Raw genomic sequence first — 24,364 nt, 5'->3', positions numbered from 1 at the left:
CCCGTCAACTGACCATACGTACGTCGTGGCCGCGCGGCTCACCAGGCATGCGGCTCACTCCGTGACAACCACCTTGGGAGCGCTCGCCCGTGACGGGCGGATCAGTCGGTCACATCGATGACGACCGGGCTGCTCTCACCGCCGGCGGCGGTCACCACCTGCACCTCGACCCGTCCGGGCTCGACCTCAACGGGGACCGGCACGGTCAGCACGGTGTCGGTGGGGTTGGCGAAGCCGCCGGGGACCGGGATCAGGGGGACATGGACGTGGACCGTGCCGATGCGTACGACCAAGCGGGCGAGCCTGTCGGGGGCGCCCGCGCCGGGCGGTACGAAGCCGGTGCCGCGGATCTCGATGTCGTCGCCGGTACGGATCGGGGCGTCCAGGTCCCCGGCCTCGCGCGCCCGCACGACCGAGAAGACGACCGGCCTGCCGCCCTCCGAGTACTTCCCCGCGAAGTACGTCAGCGCCGAGACGGCGACCAGCAGCGCGAGGCCCCACGGCAGATCGGGCAGCCGCTCGGGCCTGCGGGCGAGGCACACCAGCGTGAAGACCATGGCGACCGCGCCGACCAGGACGTACTGCACGTCCGCGAAGCTGCCGCGGCCGCTGTCGTCGCACAGGAGGTCGGCCAGGCGCGGCCGGTCGGCGCGCACCTTCTGAAGCCTCCGGCTCACGACGCGCAGGGCCACCACTCGGCGGACGGCGACGGCGATCGCGCAGGTGAGGGCGAGGACGGAGAGCAGACCCGCGCCCCGGGCGAGGTGGAGGCCGTCGAGCAGGGTGTCCCGCCGGGTGGGGGCGGAGGCGAGCGCCAGCTCGAAGGCGAGTACCAGGACGGCGTAGGCGACCAGCAGGACCCAGGTGACGGCGACCGCGCGGGAGGTGGAGAGACGGTTGTCCTCGCCGATCAGGGGCGCCAGGAGACCGCCGCGGGCCCGGTGCAACCGGGCCGTGACGGTCAGGAGGGCGCCGAAGAGGCCCGCGGCGAGAAGTCCCGCCGTGCGCGCGGGGGTCCAGCCCGCGCCTATCGCCGTCACGCTCTGTCCGAGCGCCAGCGCCACCACGGCCGCCCACACGGCGATCACCGAGCGCTGCCAGATCAACTGGAGCCAGGCGTCGCCGGCTTCACGGCTGCGGTCGGCGACTCCGCGTGCCGACTGCGTCAGTTCGTCCGACACCCACTGGCGCGAAGCGCCCGGCGAGTGGGCGACCCCGGCGGGCAGCCCCTGCCCCGCGGCCAGTTCGTCCCGCCGGGCGAGAAACGCGGCGACCGCGCGCCGATGACCCTCGCGTGCGCCGTGCGTGCACTCCTCGCACTGTCCCGCTTCCTGCACCGCCACGAACGTCTGCCGCCTTCCGAGCCCCACGTCGACCGAACTTCCTTGCAATTCCAGGGAATTGTGCCGTACGCAAGGGGCGCGCGCTCCGGCGCCCGAGGCCACAGGGGGTGAATGCGGCGCCGCCACGTTGACGGGAGACTACTGGAGAAGCCCGGGTTCCGCCCGGCTGATCTGCTGCCACAACGGCTGGTAGTTGATCCATGCGACCAGATCGGTGCCGAGCTGCTCGCGGGTGGCCACCGCGTCACGGTGATCGATCAGTGCGGGCTTGCCCGCCGCCCGCGCCGCGAGCTGCACCTGTGCGCAGCGTTCCATCGAGATGAACCACCAGGCGGCGGCGTCCACCGAGTCGCCGACGGTCAGCAGTCCGTGGTTGCGCAGGACGGCGGCCTTGTGGGGGCCGAGCGCCTCGGCGATGCGCCGGCCCTCCTCCTCGTCGACCACCACACCGGTGTAGCGGTCCATCAGCGTGTGGTCCTCGTAGAAGGCACACGCCTCCTGGGTGATCGGCTCGACCAGCTCACCGAGTGCCGACAACGCGCGCCCGTGCACGGAGTGGGTGTGGGCGACGGCGACGACGTCGGGCCGTGCGCGGTGGACCTGGGCGTGCACCGCGAAAGCGGCCTGGTTGACGTGGTGGCGCCCCGCGACGACCTGTCCCCGGCCGTTCGCCAGCACCAGGTCTCCGGCCGTGACGTGCGCGAACGGCACACCGAAGGGGTTGACCCAGAAGCAGTCCGCGAACTCCGGGTCCCGCGCGGTGACGTGCCCGGACACCCCGTCCTCGTATCCGAACCGCCCGAAAAGCCGCAGCGCCCCCGCGAGCCGTTCCTTGCGGTGCGCCCGCTCGTCCGCGACGGTCTCGTGCACGGGCGGCAGGGCGAATCGCAGCTGGTCAACCGGTATCGGCGAGGGCGTCTCAGTCATGGCACGGAAGCTACCTCCGGGTACCGCAACTGACCAGAGACTTCACGCCCCTTGCGCGAGAATGCGCTCCATGAGCGAACACACTTCTCCGCTGGTTCCCCTGCTCGGGCTGGAGCGCCATGTCGAGGGCGGATGGTTCCGGGAGACCTGGCGGACGCCCGGCGAGACAACCCCGCCCGGCTACCCCGGGGAGCGGGCGTACGCCACCGGCATCTACTTCCTGCTGCACCCCGGCGAGCGGTCGCGCTGGCACCGGGTGCGGTCGGACGAGCTGTGGCTGTGGCACCGCGGCGGTCCGCTGCGGCTGCATCTCGGCGGCACCGGGGACGAGCCGTCGCACGATACGACGCTCAGGCTCGGCCCGTCGGTGGAGTCCGGCGAGATGCCGCAGCTGCTGGTGCCCGCCGGCACCTGGCAGTCGGCGGACCCGGCGGGGACGGAGCCGGCCCTGGTGACCTGCGTCGTCTCGCCGGGCTTCCACTACGACGACTTCGAACTGGAGAAGCCGTCGTAGCGGCACCGTCCGGGGACTACTCCCACTCGATGGTGCCCGGCGGCTTGCTCGTCACGTCGAGGACCACGCGGTTGACGTCCGCGACCTCGTTGGTGATGCGGGTCGAGATCTTCGCCAGCACGTCGTACGGCATCCGCGTCCAGTCCGCCGTCATGGCGTCCTCGGAGGACACGGGACGCAGGACGATCGGGTGGCCGTAGGTGCGTCCGTCGCCCTGGACGCCGACACTGCGGACATCGGCGAGCAGCACCACCGGGCACTGCCAGATGTCACGGTCGAGGCCGGCCGAGGTCAGCTCCTCGCGGGCGATCGCGTCGGCCTCGCGCAGCAGGTCGAGGCGCTCCTTGGTGACATCGCCGACGATCCGGATACCGAGGCCGGGGCCCGGGAACGGCTGGCGCTGGACGATCTCATCCGGCAGGCCCAGTTCCTGGCCGACCATCCGGACCTCGTCCTTGAACAGCTGGCGCAGCGGCTCGACGAGCTGGAACTCCAGGTCCTCGGGCAGACCGCCGACGTTGTGGTGCGACTTGATGTTGGCGGTACCGCTGCCGCCGCCGGACTCGACGACGTCCGGGTAGAGCGTGCCCTGGACGAGGAAGGCGACTTCCTCGCCGCCCGTGGCCTCGGCCACGATCTCGGCCTGCGCCTGCTCGAAGACCCGGATGAACTCGCGGCCGATGATCTTCCGCTTCTCCTCGGGGTCGGAGACCCCCTTCAGCGCGTCGAGGAAACGCTCCTCGGCGTCGACGACCTTGAGCTGGACGCCCGTCGCCGCGACGAAGTCCTTCTCGACCTGCTCGGTCTCGCCCTTGCGCATCAGACCGTGGTCGACGTACACACAGGTCAGCTGGGAGCCGATGGCCTTCTGCACGAGCGCGGCGGCCACCGCGGAGTCCACTCCGCCGGACAGCCCGCAGATCGCGCGCTTGTCGCCGACCTGCTCGCGGATCGCGGCGACCTGCTCCTCGATGACGTTCCCGGTGGTCCAGGTCGGCTCGATGCCGGCGCCCCGGTAGAGGAAGTGCTCAAGGACCTGCTGGCCGTGCGTGGAGTGCATCACCTCGGGGTGGTACTGCACGCCGTACAGCTTCTTCTCGTCGTTCTCGAAGGCGGCGACCGGGACCACGTCCGTGGACGCGGTGACCGTGAAGCCCTCCGGGGCGGCGGAGCAGGCGTCGCCGTGGGACATCCACACCGGCTGCTCGGCCGGGGTGCCCTCGAAGAGCGTCGAGCCCACCTTGGAGACGTGCAGCGGGGTACGGCCGTACTCGCGCGCCCCGGTGTTGTCGACGGTGCCGCCGAGGGTCGTGGCCATCAGCTGGAAGCCGTAGCACATACCGAAGACGGGGACCCCGGCCTCGAAGATCGCACGGTCCAGGCGCGGGGCGCCCTCCGCGTAGACGGACGAGGGACCGCCGGAGAGGATGATCCCCTTGGGGTTCTTGGCCAGCATCTCGGCCACGGGCATCGTCGAGGGGACGATCTCGCTGTAGACCCGGGCCTCACGGACACGGCGGGCGATGAGCTGGGCGTACTGGGCGCCGAAATCGACAACGAGGACGACGTCCGGGTTCGATGCGGGCGCGGCAGCGGGGGACGCTGATGACACTGGCGGCCTTCCGGCGGTGGATGGGGTCGGTTCTGCCGATTCTACCGGGGCGCTGCCGGGGCCTCCTCCGTCTCACCATCCGAACCAGGCTTTGGTCCCGGGCGGGCGGTCGGTCCATACTGTCCCCATGCACCAGCAGCTGACCTTCGTCTTTACCTATGGCACCGGCCCGTCCGGCTGCCATGGTCGTGCTGCTTGAGCAACTGACAAGCGACTTCCCAGGCGCCCCGGGCCGACAAGGCCCGGGGCGTTCTGTCATTTCCGGGCCGTGCCGGACCGGGGACGCCTCCTTCGCAACAAGGAGCCCCACGCCATGACACTCGCCGAGAAGACCGTCACGGAGAAGACCGGCGCCCGCACCCCCGAGGCCGCCGACGTGATCACCTCCGCCCGCGAGCGGATCGACGCCCTCGACGACCGGATCATCGGTCTCGTGCAGGAACGGATGGCCGTGTCGGCGGTGATCCAGGACGCGCGTCTGTCCTCCGGCGGACGCCGGGTGAACCTGTCCCGCGAGATGGAGGTGCTCAGCCACTTCCGCGACGCTCTCGGCCGGCCCGGCACCTCGCTGGCGATGACGCTGCTGGAGCTGTGCCGGGGCCGCATCTGAGTTCGGTTGCATCCTCACCCGTACGGCGCGTGACCGCGGGCGACGAGGGGTCGTTGGTCCCGGTGTCCGTGCCAGCCAGGGGCGGGCCAGTGCAGGAAACCACGCGTGGCTCCGCTGGGGCGTGTGACGTATTTCAGGTACGTCGTGGGACCTCGCCCCAGCGCGCGTGACCGGTCGGCAGGGGACAGCAGCCCGGTCACTCCAAGGGCGGTCGGCTTCCGGGGACGCCCGGGGCCGACCGCATCCGCTCCGAACAGCTGCTCCCTCAGCACGCCGCACGATGTCAGAACCCGCGCATCCCCACTGCGTGACTCCACAGCCAGAGGCCGGCACCACCGGTGCGCCGCAGGGCCTGTCGTTCGGATCAGGCCCCCGGTGCGCACGGCGGGCGGCCCTTCCCCGCGGCGCAACCCCCCGGCGCCGCGACTCGGCACCGGCGATGCCCTGACGCCGGTACCGATCGCCAAGGGCCCCGCGGACAGCGCATCCGGCGGGGCCCTTGCCCTGCGTCCGGGCCGAGGGCCCGGTCACGGTGTTCACCTCTCCTGCGCGAGCAGGTCCGGTCTCGTCGACCAGACCTGCTCGATCAGTTCGAGGCCGTCAGCGCGATCGGCGTCTCACACACCTGTCGTCGCGCGGCGGCGACGGGCGGCGACGAAGAGGAACCCGCCCGCGGCCAGTGCGACGGCGGCGGCCGACGCGGTGAGCAGCACGGTCGAGCCGGTGGACGCCAGCCCGCCTTCGGCCGTACCGCCGCCGGTCGCGGCGGAGCCTTCGGCCGTACCGCCGGTGGACTGCGCCGAGTCGCCGCCCGTGGAACCACCGGTCGAACCGCCCGTGGTGGTGGATCCGCCGGAGGCGCCGCCCGGGCGGCGGAGGGTGACGCGTGTCACAGCCAACGGGCAGGCCGTGATGGCGCTTTCAGGACAGCAGCCCCGATGGGACGCGCTGTCTCCCCGGCATCCCTGCGCGGCCCCGTGACGACGGCATGTGACGGGCACCACATAAATTTTCTGTGAGTTCGCGTGCAACCTTTTCAGCCACTCGCCGGTCATCTATGCGTATCAACGGCCTCACCCGTGCACCCCCACCCCGGAAGGCCCATCAGAATCAGTGCCGCTGTGATGCGGCACCCGGACTTCACTGAGGTCTTCATGAAGCTTCGCCGCGCTATGGCCGTCGCCGCCGCGACCGCAGTCATAGCCCCCGCCGCGTTCCTGTCGGCTCCGGCCGCGTTCGCGACGGGCTCGCCGACGACCACCGAGTCCACGACTCCGGAGGCCGGCGAGAGCACCACTCCGTCCGGTTCGCCCTCGGCGACCGAGACGGCCGCCGAGACGGCTCCCGAGCCGGGCTCCAGCGTCTCCGCCTCGCCGAGCGACAAGGCCGCCTCGCCGAGCGCACCGGTCAACACCCCGAGCGCTCCCGCCGGCACGCCCAGCGCGACGGCGACGGAACCGGAGGAGGAGCTGCCGGGCGAGTGCGAGGACGCCAAGATCGACGTGTCGATCACGGGCCTTCCCGGCAAGATCGCCGCGGGCAGCGGCTGGCACAAGTTCAGTCTGAACATCTACAACTCGTCGGACAGCAAGCTGACCGACCTCGTCTACTTCGCCGGCGCCTCCGCCGACGAGCTGGGTGAGGAACTGTTCACGCGCAAGCAGGTCCGGCTGCAGGCCTTCGACCCCGACACCAGGACCTGGTACGACCTGCGCGGCCCCGACGGCGAGGCCGTCGGCTTCGTCGGCTGGTCGGAGACGCTGGAGCCCGAGTTCGCGGTCGACATCCCGCTGCGGATCAACGTCAAGTCCGGTGCCCCGGTGGGTGCGGGCTTCTCGCTCGGCGCGAGCATCTACAGCGACGAGGACGCCGAGTGCATCGGCAGCGGTGACGTCGCGTACAAGTTCCAGATCGTGAAGGCCGGTACGGACACCGGCGGCACGAAGCCGCAGGAGGGTGGCAAGGTTCCGGTCGCCACCGAGAAGCCGAACACGGGCACCAACACGGGCGCCCAGGTCACCGGCAGCCTCGCCGAGACCGGCTCCAGCTCCGTCCTGCCCGTCGTCGGGATCGTCGGCGGTGTCGCCGTTCTCGCCGGTGCCGGTGTGGTCTTCGCGATGAAGCGCCGCCGTGAGGACGCGACGGCGTAACACGAGCCACCTGCAAGACCGGAAGGGCCGCTGCACTCGGAGGGGGGTGCAGCGGCCCTTTTGTTTGTCCGGGGCGGGTTCCTTGGCCGAAGGAGCCGTCAGACCTTCTTCGGCGGCACCTTCGGGATCTCCAGCAGCGGCAGCCGCAGTGCTCCGAACGCCGCGTCCGGAACCACCGGGGACTTCGGGGCGACCGGGAGCAGGCGTTCGTACACACCGCCCTGCGCCGGGCGCGGGTCCTCCTCACCCTTGTTGGGCCAGAACGACATCGCCCGCTCCGCCTGCGCGGTGATCGTCAGGGACGGGTTCACCCCGAGGTTCGCGGAGACCGCCGAGCCGTCGACCACCGAGATGCCGGGGTGGCCGAACAGCCGGTGGTACGGGTCGATCACGCCCGACTCCGCCTGCGCGCCGATCGGGCAGCCGCCCAGGAAGTGGGCGGTCAGCGGAGTACCCATCAGCTCACCGATGTTGGAGCCCGCGAAGCCGTTGATCTCCTCGGCGAGGAGCGAGGCCGCGCGGGTCGCCTCCGGGATCTGCGTCGGGTTCGGCGCGCCGTGGCCCTGCCGGGCCGTGAGCAGGCCCTTGCCGATGCCCTTGGGCTTGCGGTACGTGGTCAGTGAGTTGTCCAGCGACTGCATGACGAGCCCGATGATCGTCCGTTCCGACCAGCGCCGGTTGGACAGCATCCGCATCGCGAGCAGCGGGTGCTTGGTGATGCTCCCGAACCACGCCGCCACCCGGCGCTTGGTGTTGTACGGGACCTGGAGGACCGTCAGCCCGCCCATCGCGTTGGAGCCCTTGCCGTAACGCACCGGCTCGATGTGGGTGTTGGCGTCGGGGTGGATGGAGGAGGTGATCGCGACGCCGCGGGTGAAGTCGACCCGCTCCTCGCCGTGCCGCTTGCGATAGCGGCGGTTGTCCGTCTGCGCGCCCACGAGCGCCTCGGAGTTGGTCCGGGTCAGCTCCCCCAGCCGCCCGGAGATCCGCGGCAGCAGACCGTTGTCCTTCATCCGGTGCAGCAGGGTCTGGGTGCCGTAGGTGCCGGCCGCGATCACGACCCGGCGGGCCGTGAAGGTCCGCCCCTTGCCCTTGCGCTTGCTGTCGCTCGGCAGCGTGCCCACCGCGAAGCCGCCCCGCGAGTCCTCGGTGACGGTGACGACGGAGGTCATCGGGTGGATGACGGCACCGGCCTGCTCGGCGAGGTAGAGGTAGTTCTCGTTGAGGGTGTTCTTCGCGCCGTGGCGGCAGCCCGTCATGCACTCCCCGCATTCGGTGCACGCCTTGCGGGCCGGTCCCACGCCGCCGAAGTACGGGTCGGGGACCTCGGCGCCGGGCGCGGCCTTCGCCGTACCGTCGGCGTCCTCGCCGTCCCCGAAGAAGACGCCGACCGGTGCCATGTGGAAGGTGTCGCCGATGCCCATCGCCTGGGCGGTCGCCTTGAGATGGACGTCGGAGGGGGTCATCGTCGGGTTGAGCCGGACGCCGAGCATCCGCCGCGCCTGGTCGTAGTACGGCCGGAGCTCCGCGTGCCAGTCGGTGATGTTCCCCCACTGCGCGTCCTCGAAGAAGGGCTTCGGCGGGACGTAGAGGGTGTTGGCGTAGTTCAGCGAACCGCCGCCCACACCCGCGCCCGCCAGCACCATCACGTTGCCGAGCAGATGGATCCGCTGGATGCCGAACAGGCCCAGCGCCGGGGCCCACAGGAAGTTGCGCAGATCCCAGGAGTTCTTCGGCAGGGTCTCCCGGGTGAAGCGGCGGCCCGCTTCCAGGACGCCGACCCGGTAGCCCTTCTCCGTCAGCCGCAGCGCCGAGACCGAACCTCCGAAGCCCGAACCGACGATCAGGACGTCGTAGTCGTAGGCGTCGTTGTCGGGGTCTTCCTGATTCCGGGCAGGGGGAACCTGGGACATGGCACTCCTCGGTACGAAACGGTGCTGACTGCTCGGTTCGGGCGCTGCGGGCCGGCGGTTGGTGCTAGCGCAGGCGCAGTGCCTTCATCGCCTTGAGGGAGCGGCTCATGAACGCCGCGTACTTCTCGTCGTCCATCCCGAACGACGGTGCGAGCGGGATGAGCCGCTGCTGGGCGACGGTCTGGGCCTCGGTGTACTTGAGGATTCCCTCGGAGCCGTGCCGCCTGCTCAGACCGGAGTCCTTCATGCCGCCCATCGGGGACTGCACACTGCCGTACGCCGGTGCGTAGCCCTCGTTGATGTTGACCGTGCCGGTGCGCAGCTTCGCGGCGACGGCGTGGCCACGCCTGCCGTCACGCGTCCAGACGCTGGAATTCAGTCCGTACGGCGTGGCGTTGGCGAGCGCGACGGCCTCGTCCTCGTCCGTGAAGCGGTAGACGGAGACGACCGGGCCGAAGGTCTCCTCGGTGCACACCGCCATGGGCGACTCGACGCCGTCGAGAATGGTCGGCTCGTAGAACAGCGGGCCGATGTCGGGGCGGGCGACGCCGCCGGCGACGAGTGTGGCGCCCTTGGCCACCGCCTCGTCGACATGGCGGGTGACGGTCTCCAACTGGCGTTCGCCGACGAGCGAGCCCATGTCGGCGCCGTACGCCAGCGAACTGCCCAGGCGCATCGCCTTGGTCCGCGCCGCGAACCGCTCCAGGAAGGCGTCGGCGACCGACTCGTGGACGTACAGCCGCTCGATGGAGATGCACAGCTGGCCTGCGGACGAGAAGCAGGCGCGGATCGCTCCGGCGGCGGCCTTCTCGATGTCGGCGTCGTGGAGCACCAGCATGGCGTTCTTGCCGCCGAGTTCGAGGGAGACCCCGATGAGGCGGGCGGCCGCGCCCTGGGCGACCTCACGGCCGGTGCGGGTGGAGCCGGTGAAGGAGACGTAGTCGGCGTGCTTGACGACCTCCGGGCCGACGACCGGTCCCTCGCCGATGACGATCTGGAAGACCTCGGCCGGCAGTCCGGCCTCGATCAGCAGGTCGCGGGCCCACAGGGCGGTCAGGGCGGTCTCGGTGTCGGGCTTCATCACCACGGCGTTGCCGGACACGAACGCGGGCAGCGCGTCGCCGACGGACAGTTCGAGCGGGTAGTTCCAGGGCGCGATCTGGCCGACGACACCGCGCGGCTGGCGCAGTTCGGTGGCCTTGGTGAGGACGGGGACCACACCGGTGTGCCGCTTCGGCTTCAGGTACGCGGCGGCCCTGCGGCCGTAGTGGCGGGCGGCGACAGCGACGGACTGGACCTCTTCGTGCGCGTGCAGCCGGGCCTTGCCGGTCTCCAGCTGGATGAGGTCGAGGACTTCGGCCTGCCGCTCCAGGACCAGGTCGTGGAAGCGCAGCAGCACGGCGGCGCGGGTGCGGACCGGGGTCGCGGCCCAGACGGGCTGGGCGACACGGGCCCGCGCGAAGGCCTCGGCCACGTCCTCGGGAGTGGACTCGGGCAGGTCCGCCAGCTTCTGTCCGGTGAAGGGCGTGTGGTTGGCGGTGCGGCCGGAGCCGACGACGCCACGGATGAGCTGCGCGACCACCTCGGGAGTGACCACGTCGGCGGCGGTGCGCGCGTTCGCCGGCGCGGCCGCGGTCGGGTTGGTGCCGAGGGTGGCGGCGGGTGCCTTCGAGTCCGTCATGGGGGCGAGAGTATGCCGCAATCAGAGCTTTGGGTACCCGTCGGTAACAGCTTTTCCACACCCCCACATCACCATGCCAGCGATCGCTGGCACATAAGGCCTGATCAGGTACTGGTCTCGGCTCTGCCGAGCTTCAGACGGTCCCGGACTCCGCGGAAGAGATCCTGCCCCTCGGCCTCCTCCTTGCCGCCCTTCGGCATCTCCACGAGCACCGAGTAGCGCTCCCGGGCCGCGGTGACCACATAGAACGCCAGCCTGTGGACGGGCCGGGCGGTGTCGCCCTCCTGCGCGGAGTACGTCACGTCCAGCACGGCCGCGTCGGTGCCCCGGTGGTTCGCCGGGACGACGGTGCCGCGCGCTTCGGACGCCGTGAACTGTCCGCCCTGTTCACCGCCGTCCTTCAGCCGCCGCAGATCGCGCTGCGCCCACTCGACCGGGCCCGACGCGGACGGGTCCTTGTCGGCGCGCGTGAGCCGTAACCAGACCGGGTTGCCGCGTTCGGCGAAGGTGATCTCCCGGTCGGCCGCGAGTGACGCCTCGGAGGTGACGGTCTCACGCCGGTACGACCGGGGGACGGAGATCTCCGCGTCGAGCCGTGATTCGAGATAGGGGCGCCACCGCCAGGCGTCCGGGGTCACCGGCTGTGGCTGCGGCTGTGAGGAGCGTCCGGGCGTGCCGTTTCCGTGTGCGCCGGAGGTGCCGGAATCGTCCGTGCCGCCGGACGCGACGGCAGCGATGCCCCAGACGGCCGCGGCGACGGCGGTCGCCGCGGCCAGGGCGAGTCCCCGGCGTGGGCGGCGCAGACGGGAGGGGGCGGCCGGGTAGGTGAGTGGGGAGTGCGATCCGGAGTGCGGTTGCCCGGAGTCTCGCGACCCGGAGTCCGGTGACCCGGGCTTCCGCCATCCGGAGTCCGGTACCGCGGGGTCTCGCGACCCGGAGTCCGGTGCCGCGGGGTCTCGCGACCCGGAATCCGGTGACCCGGGCTCCCGCCACCCGGAGTCCGGTGACCCGGGCTCCCGCCACCCGGCCTCCCGCGACCCGGACGCGCGCGAGCCGGGCGCGGGATCGGCCTCGTCGACAGCGAGTTCGGGGCACGTCTCGGGCCCCTGCTGAGTCGGCGCCTGTGGTTCCGGTGATGCGTCCGCCGCTCCCGGCAGCGGGGAGGCACGCCCCGCTGCCACCGACGCCAGTTCCCGTTCCACCTCCTGCGCGGACGGCCGGTGCGAGGGCTCCTTCGCCAGCAGCCGCACGATCAGATCGCCAAGCGGCCCCGCCTGCACCGGCGCGGGCGGGGCCGCCTGGAGGATCGCCGCCAGGGTGGACTCCAGCGTCGTACGCCGGAACGGGGACCAGCCCTCGACCGACGCGTACAGCAGCACGCCCAGCGACCACAGGTCCGACTCGGGCCCGGCCGGGACGCCTTGCATCCGTTCCGGCGCGATCGATTCGAGCGAGCCGACGAACTCACCGCTGACCGTCAGCGGCTCCTCGCCCTGGACGCGCGCGATGCCGAAGTCCGTGAGCACCACCCGGCCGTGCGGTCCGAGCAGGACGTTCGCGGGCTTCACATCGCGGTGGATGATCCCCTTCGCGTGCGCGGCGGCCAGCGCGCCCAGGACGGCGAGCCCGATCCGGGCGGTCTCCCCCGGTGTCAGCGCTCCCCGCTTGAGCAGGGCGTGGAGGGATTCGCCGCGGACCAGCTCCATGACGATCCAGGGCAGTCCGCCGTCCGTGACGACGTCGTGGACGGAGACGGCCGACGGGTGTTCCACCTGCTCTGCCGCCCGCGCCTCGCGCCGAAGCCGCCGGCAGAGCCGCTGATGGACGGGGTCGGACGGATCGCCGGGCAGCCGCGGCTCCTTCAGCGCGCAGTCACGGCCGACGACTTCGTCCCGGGCCAGCCAGACGGTGCCCATCCCGCCGGAGCCGATGCGTTCGACGAGCCGGTAGCGGCCGCCGATCAGGCGGCCGTCGCCCGCGGCGCTCACAGGTCCTGGGTCTTCCGATGTCCGGCGAACCGGTCGAAGAGCCTGTCGCCCTCCCTGGCCGCCCAGCCCTCCACCGGGCCGGAGATCCTCGGCCGCCGGGCGGCGTCCGGCGGCCTGAGGCCGTCACCGGTCGACCCGTTCGAGCGTCCCCCGTTGTTGGTCATGCACACATCCTGACCAACCCCGGTGGTGGATGCCACAGGCGCACGGGAGCGGATGCGGACCCGTGACAGTGACCGCCCCGCCGTGTCTCCTTCGCGGGCACCCGAACCTTCTCGTTCGGGTCGCCGGTCATGCCGGAGGCCGCCAGCCCCGCAGCATGATGTCGAACTGCGCGCGGGTGGTCGCCCAGTCCTCGGCCGGCCCCGACATGTAGAGCGCGTACTCGGTGCCGTCGTCCTCGTAGTAGATCTGATCGATGGCCCGCCGGTCCCCGGGGTGGTCCTTCCGCTCGGTCCAGGTGAACTCCCACAGCGCCGAGTTGGTGTGGTCCCGGAACGTGTTGGGCGCGAGCTTGACCCGCTTGTAGGCGGGCAGCTTCGCGAGCGTCTTCTCCAGGCTCAGCATGTGCATGTACGGGTTTTCGAAGTCCGGCGAGTCGTCGCTGCTGATCCGGATGCGGTGCCTGCCGTTGTCCGGCGTGTAGTCGATCTGGTCGCCGTCCGTCTGGCGCTTCCAGCCCTTCGGCACGAGCAGGCTGAAGCCCTCGGGGTCGTTGACGCGGTGCCAGCCGGACGGCACGGACGCCGAGGTGTCGGACTGCTTTCCCTTGCCGTCCCCGCCGTCGTCCCCCGCCGCGTACTTCATCGCCGCGAGTCCCGCGCCGACGCCGACGACGGCCGACAGCACGACGACGATCACCGCCCGGCGCAGCCGTCCCGCGCGGCGCTTCGGGGCGAGGGGCGGTGCGGGCGAGAAGGACGGCGTCAGGGCGGGGTTCGGCCGGTACGGCGTCGGGCCCGGGGAGTTGACGGGCCCCCCGGGCCCCCGCCCCCGGCCGTGGCGCTGATCGTGGCCTTGCCCGTGTCCTTGCCCCTGCCCTGGGTCGTGTTCGTGACGCTGGTCGCCGCGCGTCACCCGTTGCGTGGGGGCCTGGGGCGGAGCCACCGTCCGGGTCGGGTCCGCCAGCGCGTCCTGGAGCATCCGCTCGGCCTCCGCGGCCGAGGGTCGGTCCGCGGGGTTCTTGCGCAGCAGCGACATGATCACGGGGGTCAGCAGACCCGCGTGCTCGGGGTGGCGTGGCTCGTCGCCGACGACCGCCTGCATGGTCGACAGCGGTGTGGAACGCCGGAACGGCGACTCGCCCTCCACCGCCGTGTAGAGCGTGGCCCCCAGCGACCAGAGGTCCGAGGCGGGACCTGGATCGGCGCCGCGCACCCGCTCGGGTGCCAGGTAGTCGATGGAGCCGACGATCTCTCCGGTCCTGGTGATCGTCGAGTCGCCCTCGATCGCCGCGATCCCGAAGTCGGTGATCAGCGCCCGTCCCCCGGTGCGGTCCTCGCCGTGCGCGGTGCCCTGCCGGTCGAGCAGGATGTTCGCGGGCTTGATGTCACGGTGGAGCACCCCGACCGCGTGCGCGGCGCCGAGCGCGCGCAGCACGTGCAGTCCGACCCGGGCGGCCTCCAGCGACGGGATGCGTCCGGTCTCCTTGGCCGCGTCGGCGAGCGACGGCCCGTCGACGTACTGCATGACGATCCAGGGGCGCGCGTCGTGGTCGAGCACGTCATGGACGGTGACCACACCGGGATGGCTGATCCGGGCGGCGGCCCGGGCCTCCTTCTGCGTACGGGCGTGCAGGACGATCCGGTCGGCCTCGGAGGCATAGCGCCCCGCCGTCAGCTCCTTGACCGCGACGACCCGGTGCAGCACCTCGTCGTGTGCGCGCCAGACCTTGCCCATGCCACCGCTGCCGATGCATTCGCCCAGCCGGTAGCGCCCGGCCAGCAGCAGCCCCGCGCCCGTCTCTCGAGAATTCTCCACGTCCCCCGCCCCGTTCCTTGGGATCACAGGTTACGGAAGGGAATTACGGGCGCGGTACCTCGGATGCCTCAAGTGACCGCACTGTGATGCCCGTCGGCACCTTCCCGCGGTCCGTGCCGGGGCTCAGCCGGTCGCCCGGTAGGCCTCGACGGCCTGGCTGTACGCCTCCGTCACCTTGTCGCGCTGATCCTCCGGACCGATCACCTGCACCACGTGGTACCGGCCGCCGACGATCATGGCGAGGTTGCGTACGTAGACCTCACGGCCGCTGCTGTCCTGCCAGGTGAACTGCCCCTCGGCCATGGCCTGCCGGCCGACGTCGATCCGGCGGAGCCCGGTCGCCGCCGCCCAGGAGGAGTCGCGGAACGGCTGGAGTTCTCGCTCCTTGTCGCGCTGGTAGACGAGCGGGTCGTCGCCGTTGGCCTGCACGCTGTCCCGGCCGGGGACCACGATCAGCGTGAAGTCCCCGTCGCTGTAACGGACCTGGCCGCTGTCGTTGATGGGCCTGCGCTGCCAGGACTTGTCGACCGCGACCCGGAAGCCCTCGGGATCACTGCGCAGCGCGTAGCCGGCCGGAAGGTTCCCGGCGGGCGCGGACGTCTGCGGCTGCTGCGAACCGGGCGTGCCGGAAGCCTTCGGCGGCGGAGGCGTACCGGCATCGGTACGGCCCGGGCCGGGAGCGGAGGCCGTGGGCGCCGGGCTCTGCGTGCCCTGGGCGCCCTCCTGCCCCGTGCCGGACCGGGGCATGAACATCATGGCGTACGCGATCGCCGCGACCAGGAGCAGAAGGATCAGGAGCAGCAGGATGCGGCCGAGGGAGCGCGGACCACGGCGTTCCCGCCGCGACTTCTTGTGACGGTGGCGGCCGTGGACGACCTCGGTGGAGCTGGTCGGGCGCTTGCGCACCAGCTCGCCCCGGCGGCGCACGACGGGCAGCCTGCTGCCGTCCACGACGCTCGACGGGACCGCCACGACGTCCATCCCGGCATCGGGCTCGGGCGCCGAGCGCACCAGGGACCGCAGCCAGCCGCGCAGTTCCTCGAAGTCGGGGCGATCCGTGGGGTCCTGACGCAGCAGCGACTCGACGACGGGGCGCAGCGGCCCGCACTCCTCGGCGAACGCGGGCGGCTCGGCGCACACGAGCTGCACCAGTTCGTAGGCGCTCTCCTCCGGGTAGGGCGCATGCCCCTGGACGGAGCGGTAGAGCAGGGCGCCGAGCGCCCAGAGGTCGGTGGCGGGGCCGACGGGGGCGGCCAGTTGCCAGTTCTCGTGGACGGGGCCGGCCTGCTCGGGCGCCCAGCGCTCGGTCACCGCTCCGACGACGGCGATCCGCGCCTGCCGGGCGCGCTCGGCGGCCAGCGGTGTGGACGGCCCCTGGTACGCGGGGGGTTCGGAGCCGGCCACGACCTCGTCCCAGGCGCCGGCGCTCCGGGCCGCGGGGACGGGCCGGCGCTGTGAGTCGGCGCGCAGGGCCTCGCGTCCGGCGCCGCCGCGGTCCCAACTGCCGGTTGCCGGGGCCGGAACCGGCGTGGGTGACCCGCCGGGGCGGGCGTGGGGCAGGGCGGGGCGGTACGGGTCGGGGGTGCCGGATCGGGGTGCGGGCAGTGCGGGACGGTCACGGTAGGGGTCGCCGGAGCCGCCCCGCCCGGTGCCGCGACCGGTGCCAGGATCAGGGCGGTGCGAACCTCCCGGGAGCGCTTGGCGCACGCCGTAGGGGTCGACGCCGTACGGGTCGTTGTCGCGCTGCGGGTGGCGGGCCGGTCCGCCACCGCCCGCGGACTGGGGCGCGGGGCCGTCCTGCCCCGGGAGGGGACCGTCGTGCCAGGTTCCGGCGAGACGGGGGCGACCGGGTCCGCCGGCGCCGTAGTCGTCGCCGAACTCGTCCTCGTCGGCTGCGTCGTCTGCGCGGTCGGCGTCGGCGTCGTCGTCGGCGCGGTACTCGGCCGGTGCGATGTGCCGCTCGCCGGGCTTGGCGGCCCACCAGTCCGGGTCGTTGCCCGTCTGTACGGGACGATCGCCCTGACGCAGGTCCTCGCTGACCCGGGCGGCGGCGCGGGCGCCCGCGCGGTACGCGGCGATCGCACCCGCTCGGGCGGCCCTGATGTCAGGAACGCCGGTGCCGGTGGGACCGGGAGCGGCAGAGCCCGGAGCAGTGGGGCCGGGAGCAGCGGGGCCAGGACCGACCCCTGTGCCGGTGCCGTGCGCGGGGGGACGGTAGGGGTAGAGATCGGGGGCCAGATAGGGGTCGGGGGTGGCGTAGGGGTCGGCCGAGTGCGGGGACTCCAGCACGGCCGGCTCCGGCGAGCCCTCACCGGCTTCGCCGTAGGAGTAGTCCTCGTCACCGAGGCCCTCGCCGTGAGGATGGTCCTCGTGGCCCTCGTACCCGTCGGGGCCGAACTCCCCTTCGGCCAGCTCCCCGTCGTGGAGATCCCGATCGTCGAAGTCGCCGTCGCCGTCGCCGTCGCCGTCGCCGTCCTCGTGATCGTGATCGTGATCGTGATCGTGGTCCGGGTCGACCGGCGCGGGCACGGGCGCGTATCCGCACAGTGCCTCCTCCGCGGCCCCGGAGGCGAGCCCCGTCAGGACGACCCGTCCGTCGTCGCAGACCAGGACCGTACGGGTGGTGATGTTCCGGTGCGTCCAGCCGTGCGCGTGCAGGACGCGCAGGGCGGTCAGCACGTCGGAGGCGACTTCGGCCGCACGGTAGGGCGTGAGCGGCTTCTCGGCGAGGAGCGCGGCCAGGGGCCTGGCGGCGACGCGTTCGCTGACTATCCACAGCGATCCGTCCTCGGCGAAGACGTCGAAGACCTGGTCCAGCCGCGGGTGGTCGGGAATCTGAGCGGCCGCCTGCGCCGCGTCCATGGCACGGCGCACGGCCGGGTCCGCGGGCCGCCGGGTGGAACGCCCCTGCGTCCTCCCCGGCACCGCGCTCCCGAGCGGGCCCTCCATGTCGACGACCTCGGCCTCGACGATCTCCGGCAACGGCACCTGCCGTACCAGGACTTCCTGTCCGCTGTAGGTGTCGAACGCGCGGGTCTCGGCCAGTTCGTACGCGTCGGACGGAGGCAGGGGAAGCCGATAGCGGTCGGCGAGTACCCGTCCCGCGTAGTCGTCCACGACGCCTCCCCACAAGCGCGCTGTCCGCCGACCCGTCCCGGAGGCCGCAGCAAAACGTCAAAGCACGGCAATTCCGGTCGTTCAGCGGCCCCTTGCGGCTGCGTACCGTCCGCGAGCTCTCACGATACGTGTCCTTGGTCAGTCCTTGGGCTTGAATGTGGCGAACGCCGTCTTGCGCAGCGTGACGCACTCGGCCTTGTCCCACTCACTGGCCTTGCAGCTGATCATGATCGAGTAGCCGCGGGCGGAGTCCACCTTGAAGCCCCTGTTGAGAACGCGTACCCGCAATCCGCCCTGAGTGCGCTCGAACTCCCAGTCGGCTGCCGTCGGATAGCCGTTGTACTCGACCGGCTTGATCCCCCGGTGCTGATAGTCGTCGCTGCTGAGGCTCACCGCGGCCTGGGCGGCTCGCCAGGCAGCGGCGGCGTCGTCCTTGGGGTTCGCCCCGAAGTCGACCTGGACGCGCGGGAACGCGCCGCTCGTCAGGTTGTATATCGCGCCGGAGTTGGAACCCGCTATGTCGGTGACCTTGAAGCCCTTGGGCATCGCCATGGTGAAGTGGAACTGGTCGTTCGACACCATCGCGTACCCCGCCGGCAGTCCGCCGTTCGCGGGGTCGCCGGCCCCGGGCGTCTCGGGCGTCTGCTTGTCGCCGGAGCCGCCGTCGTCGCCCTTGCCGGAGTCCTCTTCGTCGCCGTTCTTGCCCTTGTCGTCACCGGTTTCCGTGCCGGTGCCGGTGCCCGTCCCGGCGGTGGACCCGGGCGTGGCCGACGGGTCGTTCTTGACCTTGCCCTCATTGCCCTTGTCGCCGCCCAGGGACACGTACAGCACCGAGGCAAGGACCGCGAGCACGACGACCACCGCGGCGATCACCAACGTCCGGCGGGGCACCACGTCGGTGAGCGGTGCCCGCGGCGGTGTGGGCCGGGGGGACGGCGTCTGCTGCGAGGCGGGCTGCTTCGGCCGGGTCTCCGGCGTCGCGGCCGCCGCGGCGTTCCGCACGGACCTGAGCGCGCCACGCACCCGGTCGGCCGCCGGGTCCTTCGGCTTCGCCGGGGACGGCGGGGGCACGGGCGGCAACGACAGGGCGCGGGTGGCGTCCTGGGGCGGCTCGGGCACGACCGGTGCCTCGGGAACCTCGGGTGTGTTCAGCACCTTGGTCAGCAGCGCACGCGCGCCGGCGTCGTCCAGCCGCTGCGCCGGATCCTTGGCGAGCAGACCGTAGATGACCTCCTCCAGCGGGCCGGCGTTCTTCGGCGGGTCGAGCGGTTCGGTCATGACCGCGGTCAGCGTCGCGATCGCCGAGCCCTTGTCGTACGGCGGGCTGCCTTCGACGCTCGCGTACAGCAGACCGCCCAGCGACCACAGGTCGGCGGCGGGCCCGGGCTTGTGGCCACGGGCGCGCTCCGGCGAGATGTACGAAGGGGCGCCGACGAGCATGCCGGTGGAGGTGATCGACGGGTCGCCCTCGACCTGTGCGATACCGAAGTCGGTGAGGACGACACGCCCGTCCTCGGAGATCAGCACGTTCGACGGCTTCACATCGCGGTGCAGGATGCCCTGGCGATGCGCGGAACGCAGGACGTCCAGGATGGCTAGCCCCACCTCGGCCGCCCGGCGCGGCGTCAGGGTGCCGTCCTCACGCACCGCTTCGGCGAGGGACTTGCCCTCCACGAGCTCCATCACGATCCACGGACGGTCGTCCTCGTCGACGACGTCGTAGACGGTCACGGCACTGTTGTTGCGGATACGGGCGATGGCCTTGGCCTCGCGCAGCGTCCGGGTGATGAGGCGGCGCTTCTCCTCGTCGTCGATGCTGGTCGGGAAGCGCAGTTCCTTCACGGCGACGGTACGGCCGAGGGTCTCGTCGACGGCCCGCCAGACCGTGCCCATGCCGCCACGGCCGAGCACACCGCCGAGCCGGTAACGCCCGGCCAGCAGACGCCCTTCGGAGTCCTGGCCGGCCCCCTGGCGGGGCACCTTCGTCTCTGCCGGGCTCTCGTACGCCGGTGACGCGGGGGAGGCGGGGGACGCGGGTTTCGCTTCGGCCCGGACGCCGGAGGGGGCATCGGCCTTGGCCGCGCCGGAGTTGGCCGGGGTCTTCGCCTCGCGGGGGGTAGCCGGGGTCTTCGCCTCGCGCCGCGCATCGGCGGCGACTTCGGCCTTGGCCCACGACGGCACGGTCTCCCGGGCCTTGGCCCGCGAGGGAGCCGCGTCCTGCGCGGCGGCCGCAGCCCCGCTCACGGCCTCGTCCTCGTCCTCGTCCTCGGCGACGGTCCCGGCCCCTGCCACGGTCCCGGACGTGGCACCGGTTCCGGACCCGGTCCTGGACTCGGCCCTGGCCTTGTTCTCGGTCTCAGCCTCGGATTCAGTGTTGGCCTTGCTGGTGATCCCGGTACGGGGGTCGGTCCGCGGATCGGCGGGAGTGTCGGCACCCGCGCCCGCCGCCTGCCCGGACGGCACGTCAGCCTTCTTCGGCGCCCCGGAAACTGGCGCCGCGTCGGCCACCTGGTCCTCGGCCACGGGCACGGCATCGGCCGGCGCCCCAGCACCGGGCACGGCATCGGCCGGCGTCTCAGCTCGCGGGTCGGCGGCGTCAACCGCATCTTCGGCACCAGGCGCAGCGTCGACCGGCGCCGCAGCACGCGGGTCGGCATCAGCCACACCCTCGGCAACAGCCCCGTCCTCCGGCTTCACGTCGGCCGGCTCCGCGTCCGCCGCCGCAGCCGACGGCACTCCGGCCGCCGCCACACCCGCGGGCTCCGCTCCGGAACCTCCCGGCCGACTCCCCTTCGCGTCCGACCGGTTCCCCGGCTTCGCGCCCGGCTCGGCGTCCGACTTCGCGGCAGGCTTCGCGCCCGACCTCGCGCCCGTCCTCGCTCCACCCGTGACGCCCGGCTTCGCAGTGCCCGACCCTCGCTCGTCCGGCACCGTCGTCTCGGGCTCCTCGGCCTTGTCCCGCTGGGGCTTCCGCGACTGCTCCGCCTCCGACATGCGTCCCCTCTGCGATCCCTGGTATTCGCCCGCGCCTGCCGCTCCCGCGCGATGCGGTAACACGCCTTGGCAGAGCCATCATTGTCCCTCACTCCGGGACCGGCGTGTCTCCCGGGTCCGCCGTCCGTCTCGACGGGTCCGGAAGATCGGGACCACCCCACCCTGCCACTACTCGGGACCGCACCCACCCCTGCACTGGTCGCGGCCCTGCTCGGCCGCCGGCGGAAACCTGCCCGACCGCCGACGGCGCCTCCCCGGCCACTGCAAGGATCAGAGGGGCACGATGTCGGGTGCCCCCAACCGCGCGGCGTCCGCCGTCAGATCGTCCGGCTGCCGCTGCGATTCACGCTCCGCCTCCACCCGCTTCTCGTAGTGCTCGACCTCCTTCTCGATCTGCTCCTTGTCCCAGCCCAGTACGGGTGCCATCAACTCGGCACACTCGCGTGCACTGCGTGTACCCCGGTCGAAGGTCTCTATCGAGATCCGGGTGCGCCGGGTCAACACGTCGTCCAGGTGGCGTGCGCCTTCGTGTGATGCCGCGTACACGATCTCGGCCCGCAGATAGTCGTCCGCGGCGGCGAGCGGCGCGCCGAGCGTCGGATCGTCGGCGATGAGCGCGAGCAATTCCTCGGTCAACGTGCCGTACCGGTTGAGGAGATGCTCCACCCGCACCACATGCAGGCCCGTACGCGCCGCCATCCTCGCGCGGGCGTTCCACATCGCCGTGTACCCCTCGGCGCCGACCAACGGCACGTTCTCCGTGACGCAGTCGGCGACCCGCTGATCGAGGCCGTGCACCGCCTCGTCCACCGCGTCCTTCGCCATGACGCGGTACGTCGTGTACTTCCCGCCTGCGACGACGACCAGGCCGGGAACCGGGTGCGCCACCGTGTGCTCGCGGGAGAGTTTGCTCGTGGCGTCGGACTCACCGGCGAGCAGCGGGCGGAGCCCCGCGTACACCCCCTCGACGTCGTCCCGGGTGAGCGGGACCGCCAGCACCGAGTTCACGTGCTCCAGCAGATAGTCGATGTCCGCGCTGGAGGCGGCGGGGTGGGCCTTGTCCAGGTCCCATTCGGTGTCCGTGGTCCCGATGATCCAGTGCCGGCCCCAGGGGATGACGAACAGCACCGACTTCTCGGTCCGCAGGATCAGACCGGTCGTGGAGTGGATCCGGTCCTTGGGCACGACGAGGTGGATGCCCTTGGAGGCGCGCACATGGAACATCCCGCGCTCGCCGATCATCGCCTGCGTGTCGTCCGTCCACACGCCGGTCGCGTTGACGATCTGCTTGGCGCGGATCTCGTACTCGCCGCCGCCGTCGACGTCCTCCACCCGCGCTCCGACGACCCGCTCGCCCTCGCGAAGGAAGCCGATGACCTTCGCGCGGCTGGCGACCTGCGCGCCGTACCGCGCGGCCGTGCGGACGAGGGTCGCCACATAGCGGGCGTCGTCCATCTGGGCGTCGTAGTACTGAAGCGCCCCGATGAGGGCGTCCTTCTTCAAACAGGGTGCGACCCGCAGGGCGTGCCGCCGGGTCAGATGGCGGTGCGTGGGGAGCCCTCGCCCGTGTCCCGAGGAGACCGACATGGCGTCGTACAGCGCGACGCCCGATCCGGCGTACACCCGCTCCCAGCCCTTGTGCTGGAGGGGGTACAGAAAGGGCACCGGCTTCACCAAATGCGGTGCCAGACGCTCCAGCAGCAGGCCGCGTTCCTTCAGCGCCTCACGGACGAGCGCGAAGTCCAGCATCTCCAGATAACGCAGTCCGCCGTGGATGAGCTTGCTGGACCGGCTGGACGTGCCCGACGCCCAGTCGCGCGCCTCCACCAGACCGGTGGACAGCCCTCTCGTCACGGCGTCCAGTGCGGTGCCGGCGCCCACGACGCCGCCACCCACCACCAGTACGTCCAGCTCTCGCTCGGCCATGCCGGCGAGTGCCAGAGTGCGCTCCTCGGGTCCCAGTGTCGCTGTCCTCACTGCGTGCCTCCCGTCGCCCCCGTGTCCCCCTGCGGTCGGGTCCACACCGTCGATTCTGTCCGCAGTCGACGACTTCAGCCACCGACTGTGGATAACACTCGGGCAGCCACGAGCGCGCAATACCGCATAACGGTCATATTTACGCCTAGTCTGACATTGCGCCCGCCCGTTCTGCCCACAGGGCTTGCGCCCCCGCTCCCCTCCGGTTACAGGGAAGGACGGCCAACGCCATGCCCGCAGATCTTGCTGTCATCGGACTCGGTCACTTCGGTCTGCCGCTCGCCCAGGCCGCCGTCGGCGCCGGCATCGAGACGATCGGCTATGACACCGACCCGCGGCATCTCACCGAACCGGCAGGAGGCTGCTCCCCCGCCGACGTCCGCCGGATGCTCTCCGCCGGGTTCAGGACGGTGACGGACCCCGCCGAGCTCGGCCGCGTACGCACCGCCGCGCTCTGTGTTCCCACGCCCCTCGGTCCGGACGGCAGCCTGGACCTCACCGCGCTCGGCGAGGCCGCCCGCACCCTGGCGGCACGCATGCGCCCGCACACCACCGTGGTGCTGGAATCGTCCGTCCAGCCCGGCACGACCGAGACCTTCCTGCGCCCCCTCCTCGAAGAGGGCTCCGGACTGCGGGCGGGCCGCGACTTCCACCTCGCCTACTCCCCCGGCCGCGTAGACCCGGGCAACCGCACCCACGGCTACGCCAACACCCCCAAGGTCATCGGCGGCCTCACCTCCGCCTGCACCGAGTCGGCCGCCGCCTTCTACGGCCGCCTCACCGACAAGGTGGTCCGGGCCCGCGGCCCGCGCGAGGCGGAGACCGTGAAGGTGCTGGAGACCAACTTCCGGCACGTCAACATCGCCCTCGTCAACGAGATGGCGGTCCTCTGCAACGACCTCGGGGTCGACCTCTGGGACGTCATCCGCTGTGCGGAGACGAAGCCCTTCGGTTTCCAGGCCTTCCGCCCCGGTCCCGGCGTCGGCGGCCACGGCGTCCCCCTGGACCCCAGCTGCCTCCCGCTGAGCGGGCGTACCCCCGGCCATCCCCTGCGTATGGTCGGCCTCGCCCAGGAGATCAACACCCGGATGCCGCAGTACGTCATCCAGCGCTCCGCCACCCTGCTGAACGAGCACGGCAAATCGGCCCGGGGTGCGCGCGTCCTGCTCCTCGGCATCACCTACAAGCCCGATCTGGCCGATCTGGAGAGCTCTCCCGCCACCGAGATCGCCCGCCGCCTGATGGATCTGGGCGCCTCCGTCAGCTACCACGACCCCTACATCTCCGACTGGCGCGTCCACGACCAGCCGGTCCCCCGCGCGGACTCGCTCTACGAGGCGGCCGCCAACGCGGACCTGACCGTGCTGCTCCAGCACCACCGCACCTACGACCTCCAGGGCCTCGCCGTGAAGGCGCAGCTCCTGCTCGACACCAGGGGCGCCACCCCGGCGGGCGCGGCCCACCGGCTCTGAGGACATAACCCGTCCGCGTCTGTCCTGACGGGCTGCTACTGTCCGGAACCCGTCGCACGCTCGTGCGATGAGTTGTATCCCTTGGG

General features: G+C 71.8%; 16 protein-coding genes. 4 read left to right on the top strand and 12 right to left on the bottom strand.

Translation table 11 applies throughout. The annotated features are described in order from the left end of the window. Positions 1-101 precede the first annotated feature (101 nt). Together ABTX78_RS06825 and ABTX78_RS06820 are read right to left on the bottom strand one after the other, a co-directional pair. Positions 102-1,343 (bottom strand): hypothetical protein, encoded by a 1,242-nt coding sequence (locus ABTX78_RS06825; protein WP_502993793.1) that lies wholly within the window; start codon positions 1,341-1,343, stop codon positions 102-104. Positions 1,344-1,481: 138 nt separating this feature from the next. Further along, positions 1,482-2,270, bottom strand: coding sequence for a class II aldolase/adducin family protein (locus tag ABTX78_RS06820; protein ID WP_352205723.1), 789 nt, complete (start codon positions 2,268-2,270; stop codon positions 1,482-1,484). A gap of 70 nt (positions 2,271-2,340) precedes the next feature. Here ABTX78_RS06820 and ABTX78_RS06815 point away from each other — a divergent pair, with 70 nt between their 5' ends. After that, positions 2,341-2,784 carry a cupin domain-containing protein gene (locus ABTX78_RS06815; protein ID WP_340474841.1) on the top strand — a complete coding sequence of 148 codons (444 nt, stop codon included), beginning with the start codon at positions 2,341-2,343 and terminating at the stop codon, positions 2,782-2,784. A 16-nt stretch (positions 2,785-2,800) separates the two neighbouring features. Here ABTX78_RS06815 and guaA read toward each other — a convergent pair whose 3' ends face one another. Continuing rightward, on the bottom strand, positions 2,801-4,396 hold the full coding sequence (gene guaA / locus ABTX78_RS06810) for a glutamine-hydrolyzing GMP synthase (RefSeq protein ID WP_352205722.1): 1,596 nt from the start codon (positions 4,394-4,396) through the stop codon (positions 2,801-2,803). 313 nt (positions 4,397-4,709) lie between these two features. Between guaA and ABTX78_RS06805 the strand changes: the two genes are divergently transcribed. Beyond that, on the top strand, positions 4,710-5,006 hold the full coding sequence (locus tag ABTX78_RS06805) for a chorismate mutase (protein WP_313944617.1): 297 nt from the start codon (positions 4,710-4,712) through the stop codon (positions 5,004-5,006). A gap of 617 nt (positions 5,007-5,623) precedes the next feature. Here ABTX78_RS06805 and ABTX78_RS06800 read toward each other — a convergent pair. Further along, complete coding sequence (locus ABTX78_RS06800) at positions 5,624-5,899, bottom strand: LAVTG motif-containing sortase-dependent surface protein (protein ID WP_502993792.1); 276 nt, start codon at positions 5,897-5,899, stop codon at positions 5,624-5,626. Positions 5,900-6,160: 261 nt separating this feature from the next. On the opposite strand from ABTX78_RS06800, the gene ABTX78_RS06795 reads away from it, so the two are divergent. Then, positions 6,161-7,156 (top strand): LPXTG cell wall anchor domain-containing protein, encoded by a 996-nt coding sequence (locus ABTX78_RS06795; protein WP_352205720.1) that lies wholly within the window; start codon positions 6,161-6,163, stop codon positions 7,154-7,156. A gap of 98 nt (positions 7,157-7,254) precedes the next feature. Here the strand turns inward: ABTX78_RS06795 and ABTX78_RS06790 are convergent, their stop codons facing one another. The 8 genes from ABTX78_RS06790 to ABTX78_RS06755 all read right to left on the bottom strand — a co-directional run bounded on the left by ABTX78_RS06790 (position 7,255) and on the right by ABTX78_RS06755 (position 22,806). Further along, complete coding sequence (locus ABTX78_RS06790; RefSeq protein ID WP_352205719.1) at positions 7,255-9,069, bottom strand: GMC oxidoreductase; 1,815 nt, start codon at positions 9,067-9,069, stop codon at positions 7,255-7,257. 64 nt (positions 9,070-9,133) lie between these two features. Further along, on the bottom strand, positions 9,134-10,750 hold the full coding sequence (locus ABTX78_RS06785; protein ID WP_352205718.1) for a succinic semialdehyde dehydrogenase: 1,617 nt from the start codon (positions 10,748-10,750) through the stop codon (positions 9,134-9,136). Positions 10,751-10,854: 104 nt separating this feature from the next. Beyond that, complete coding sequence (locus ABTX78_RS06780) at positions 10,855-12,738, bottom strand: serine/threonine-protein kinase (protein ID WP_352205717.1); 1,884 nt, start codon at positions 12,736-12,738, stop codon at positions 10,855-10,857. After that, positions 12,735-12,902, bottom strand: a complete 168-nt coding sequence (locus ABTX78_RS06775; protein ID WP_352205716.1) for a hypothetical protein — start codon at positions 12,900-12,902, stop codon at positions 12,735-12,737. The genes ABTX78_RS06780 and ABTX78_RS06775 overlap by 4 nt, the downstream gene beginning before the upstream one ends. A 127-nt stretch (positions 12,903-13,029) precedes the next feature. Continuing rightward, positions 13,030-14,718 (bottom strand): serine/threonine-protein kinase, encoded by a 1,689-nt coding sequence (locus ABTX78_RS06770; RefSeq protein WP_352205715.1) that lies wholly within the window; start codon positions 14,716-14,718, stop codon positions 13,030-13,032. Between the two features lie 123 nt (positions 14,719-14,841). Further along, entirely contained in the window at positions 14,842-17,835 is a 2,994-nt protein-coding gene (locus ABTX78_RS06765; RefSeq protein ID WP_352205714.1) for a serine/threonine kinase C-terminal domain-containing protein, read from the bottom strand. Between the two features lie 138 nt (positions 17,836-17,973). After that, the gene (locus tag ABTX78_RS06760; RefSeq protein WP_352205713.1) at positions 17,974-20,358 is read right to left on the bottom strand and encodes a serine/threonine-protein kinase; all 2,385 of its coding nucleotides are present in this window, start codon (positions 20,356-20,358) and stop codon (positions 17,974-17,976) included. Between the two features lie 741 nt (positions 20,359-21,099). Continuing rightward, a complete protein-coding gene (locus tag ABTX78_RS06755; protein ID WP_352205712.1) occupies positions 21,100-22,806 on the bottom strand; it encodes a glycerol-3-phosphate dehydrogenase/oxidase in 1,707 nt (568 codons plus the stop codon). Positions 22,807-23,036: 230 nt separating this feature from the next. On the opposite strand from ABTX78_RS06755, the gene ABTX78_RS06750 reads away from it, so the two are divergent. Then, positions 23,037-24,278: a nucleotide sugar dehydrogenase gene (locus ABTX78_RS06750; protein ID WP_352205711.1), complete on the top strand. Its 1,242-nt coding sequence runs from the start codon at positions 23,037-23,039 to the stop codon at positions 24,276-24,278. The last annotated feature ends 86 nt before the right edge of the window (positions 24,279-24,364 follow it).

The sequence above is a fragment of the Streptomyces sp. NPDC096193 genome (assembly GCF_040302905.1).
In the GTDB taxonomy this organism is placed as follows: Bacteria; Actinomycetota; Actinomycetes; order Streptomycetales; family Streptomycetaceae; genus Streptomyces.
Note: the sequence above shows the minus strand (reverse complement) of the source record. Positions and strands in the feature narration are given on the sequence as shown.

What these genes read in the sequence shown, in the direction of transcription:
- ABTX78_RS06820 (WP_352205723.1), bottom strand. Translation starts at nt 2,270, where the DNA reads ATGACTGAGACGCCCTCGCCGATACCGGTTGACCAGCTGCGATTCGCC.
- ABTX78_RS06815 (WP_340474841.1), top strand. Translation starts at nt 2,341, where the DNA reads ATGAGCGAACACACTTCTCCGCTGGTTCCCCTGCTCGGGCTGGAGCGC.
- ABTX78_RS06805 (WP_313944617.1), top strand. Translation starts at nt 4,710, where the DNA reads ATGACACTCGCCGAGAAGACCGTCACGGAGAAGACCGGCGCCCGCACC.
- ABTX78_RS06795 (WP_352205720.1), top strand. Translation starts at nt 6,161, where the DNA reads ATGAAGCTTCGCCGCGCTATGGCCGTCGCCGCCGCGACCGCAGTCATA.
- ABTX78_RS06790 (WP_352205719.1), bottom strand. Translation starts at nt 9,069, where the DNA reads ATGTCCCAGGTTCCCCCTGCCCGGAATCAGGAAGACCCCGACAACGAC.
- ABTX78_RS06785 (WP_352205718.1), bottom strand. Translation starts at nt 10,750, where the DNA reads ATGACGGACTCGAAGGCACCCGCCGCCACCCTCGGCACCAACCCGACC.
- ABTX78_RS06775 (WP_352205716.1), bottom strand. Translation starts at nt 12,902, where the DNA reads ATGACCAACAACGGGGGACGCTCGAACGGGTCGACCGGTGACGGCCTC.
- ABTX78_RS06750 (WP_352205711.1), top strand. Translation starts at nt 23,037, where the DNA reads ATGCCCGCAGATCTTGCTGTCATCGGACTCGGTCACTTCGGTCTGCCG.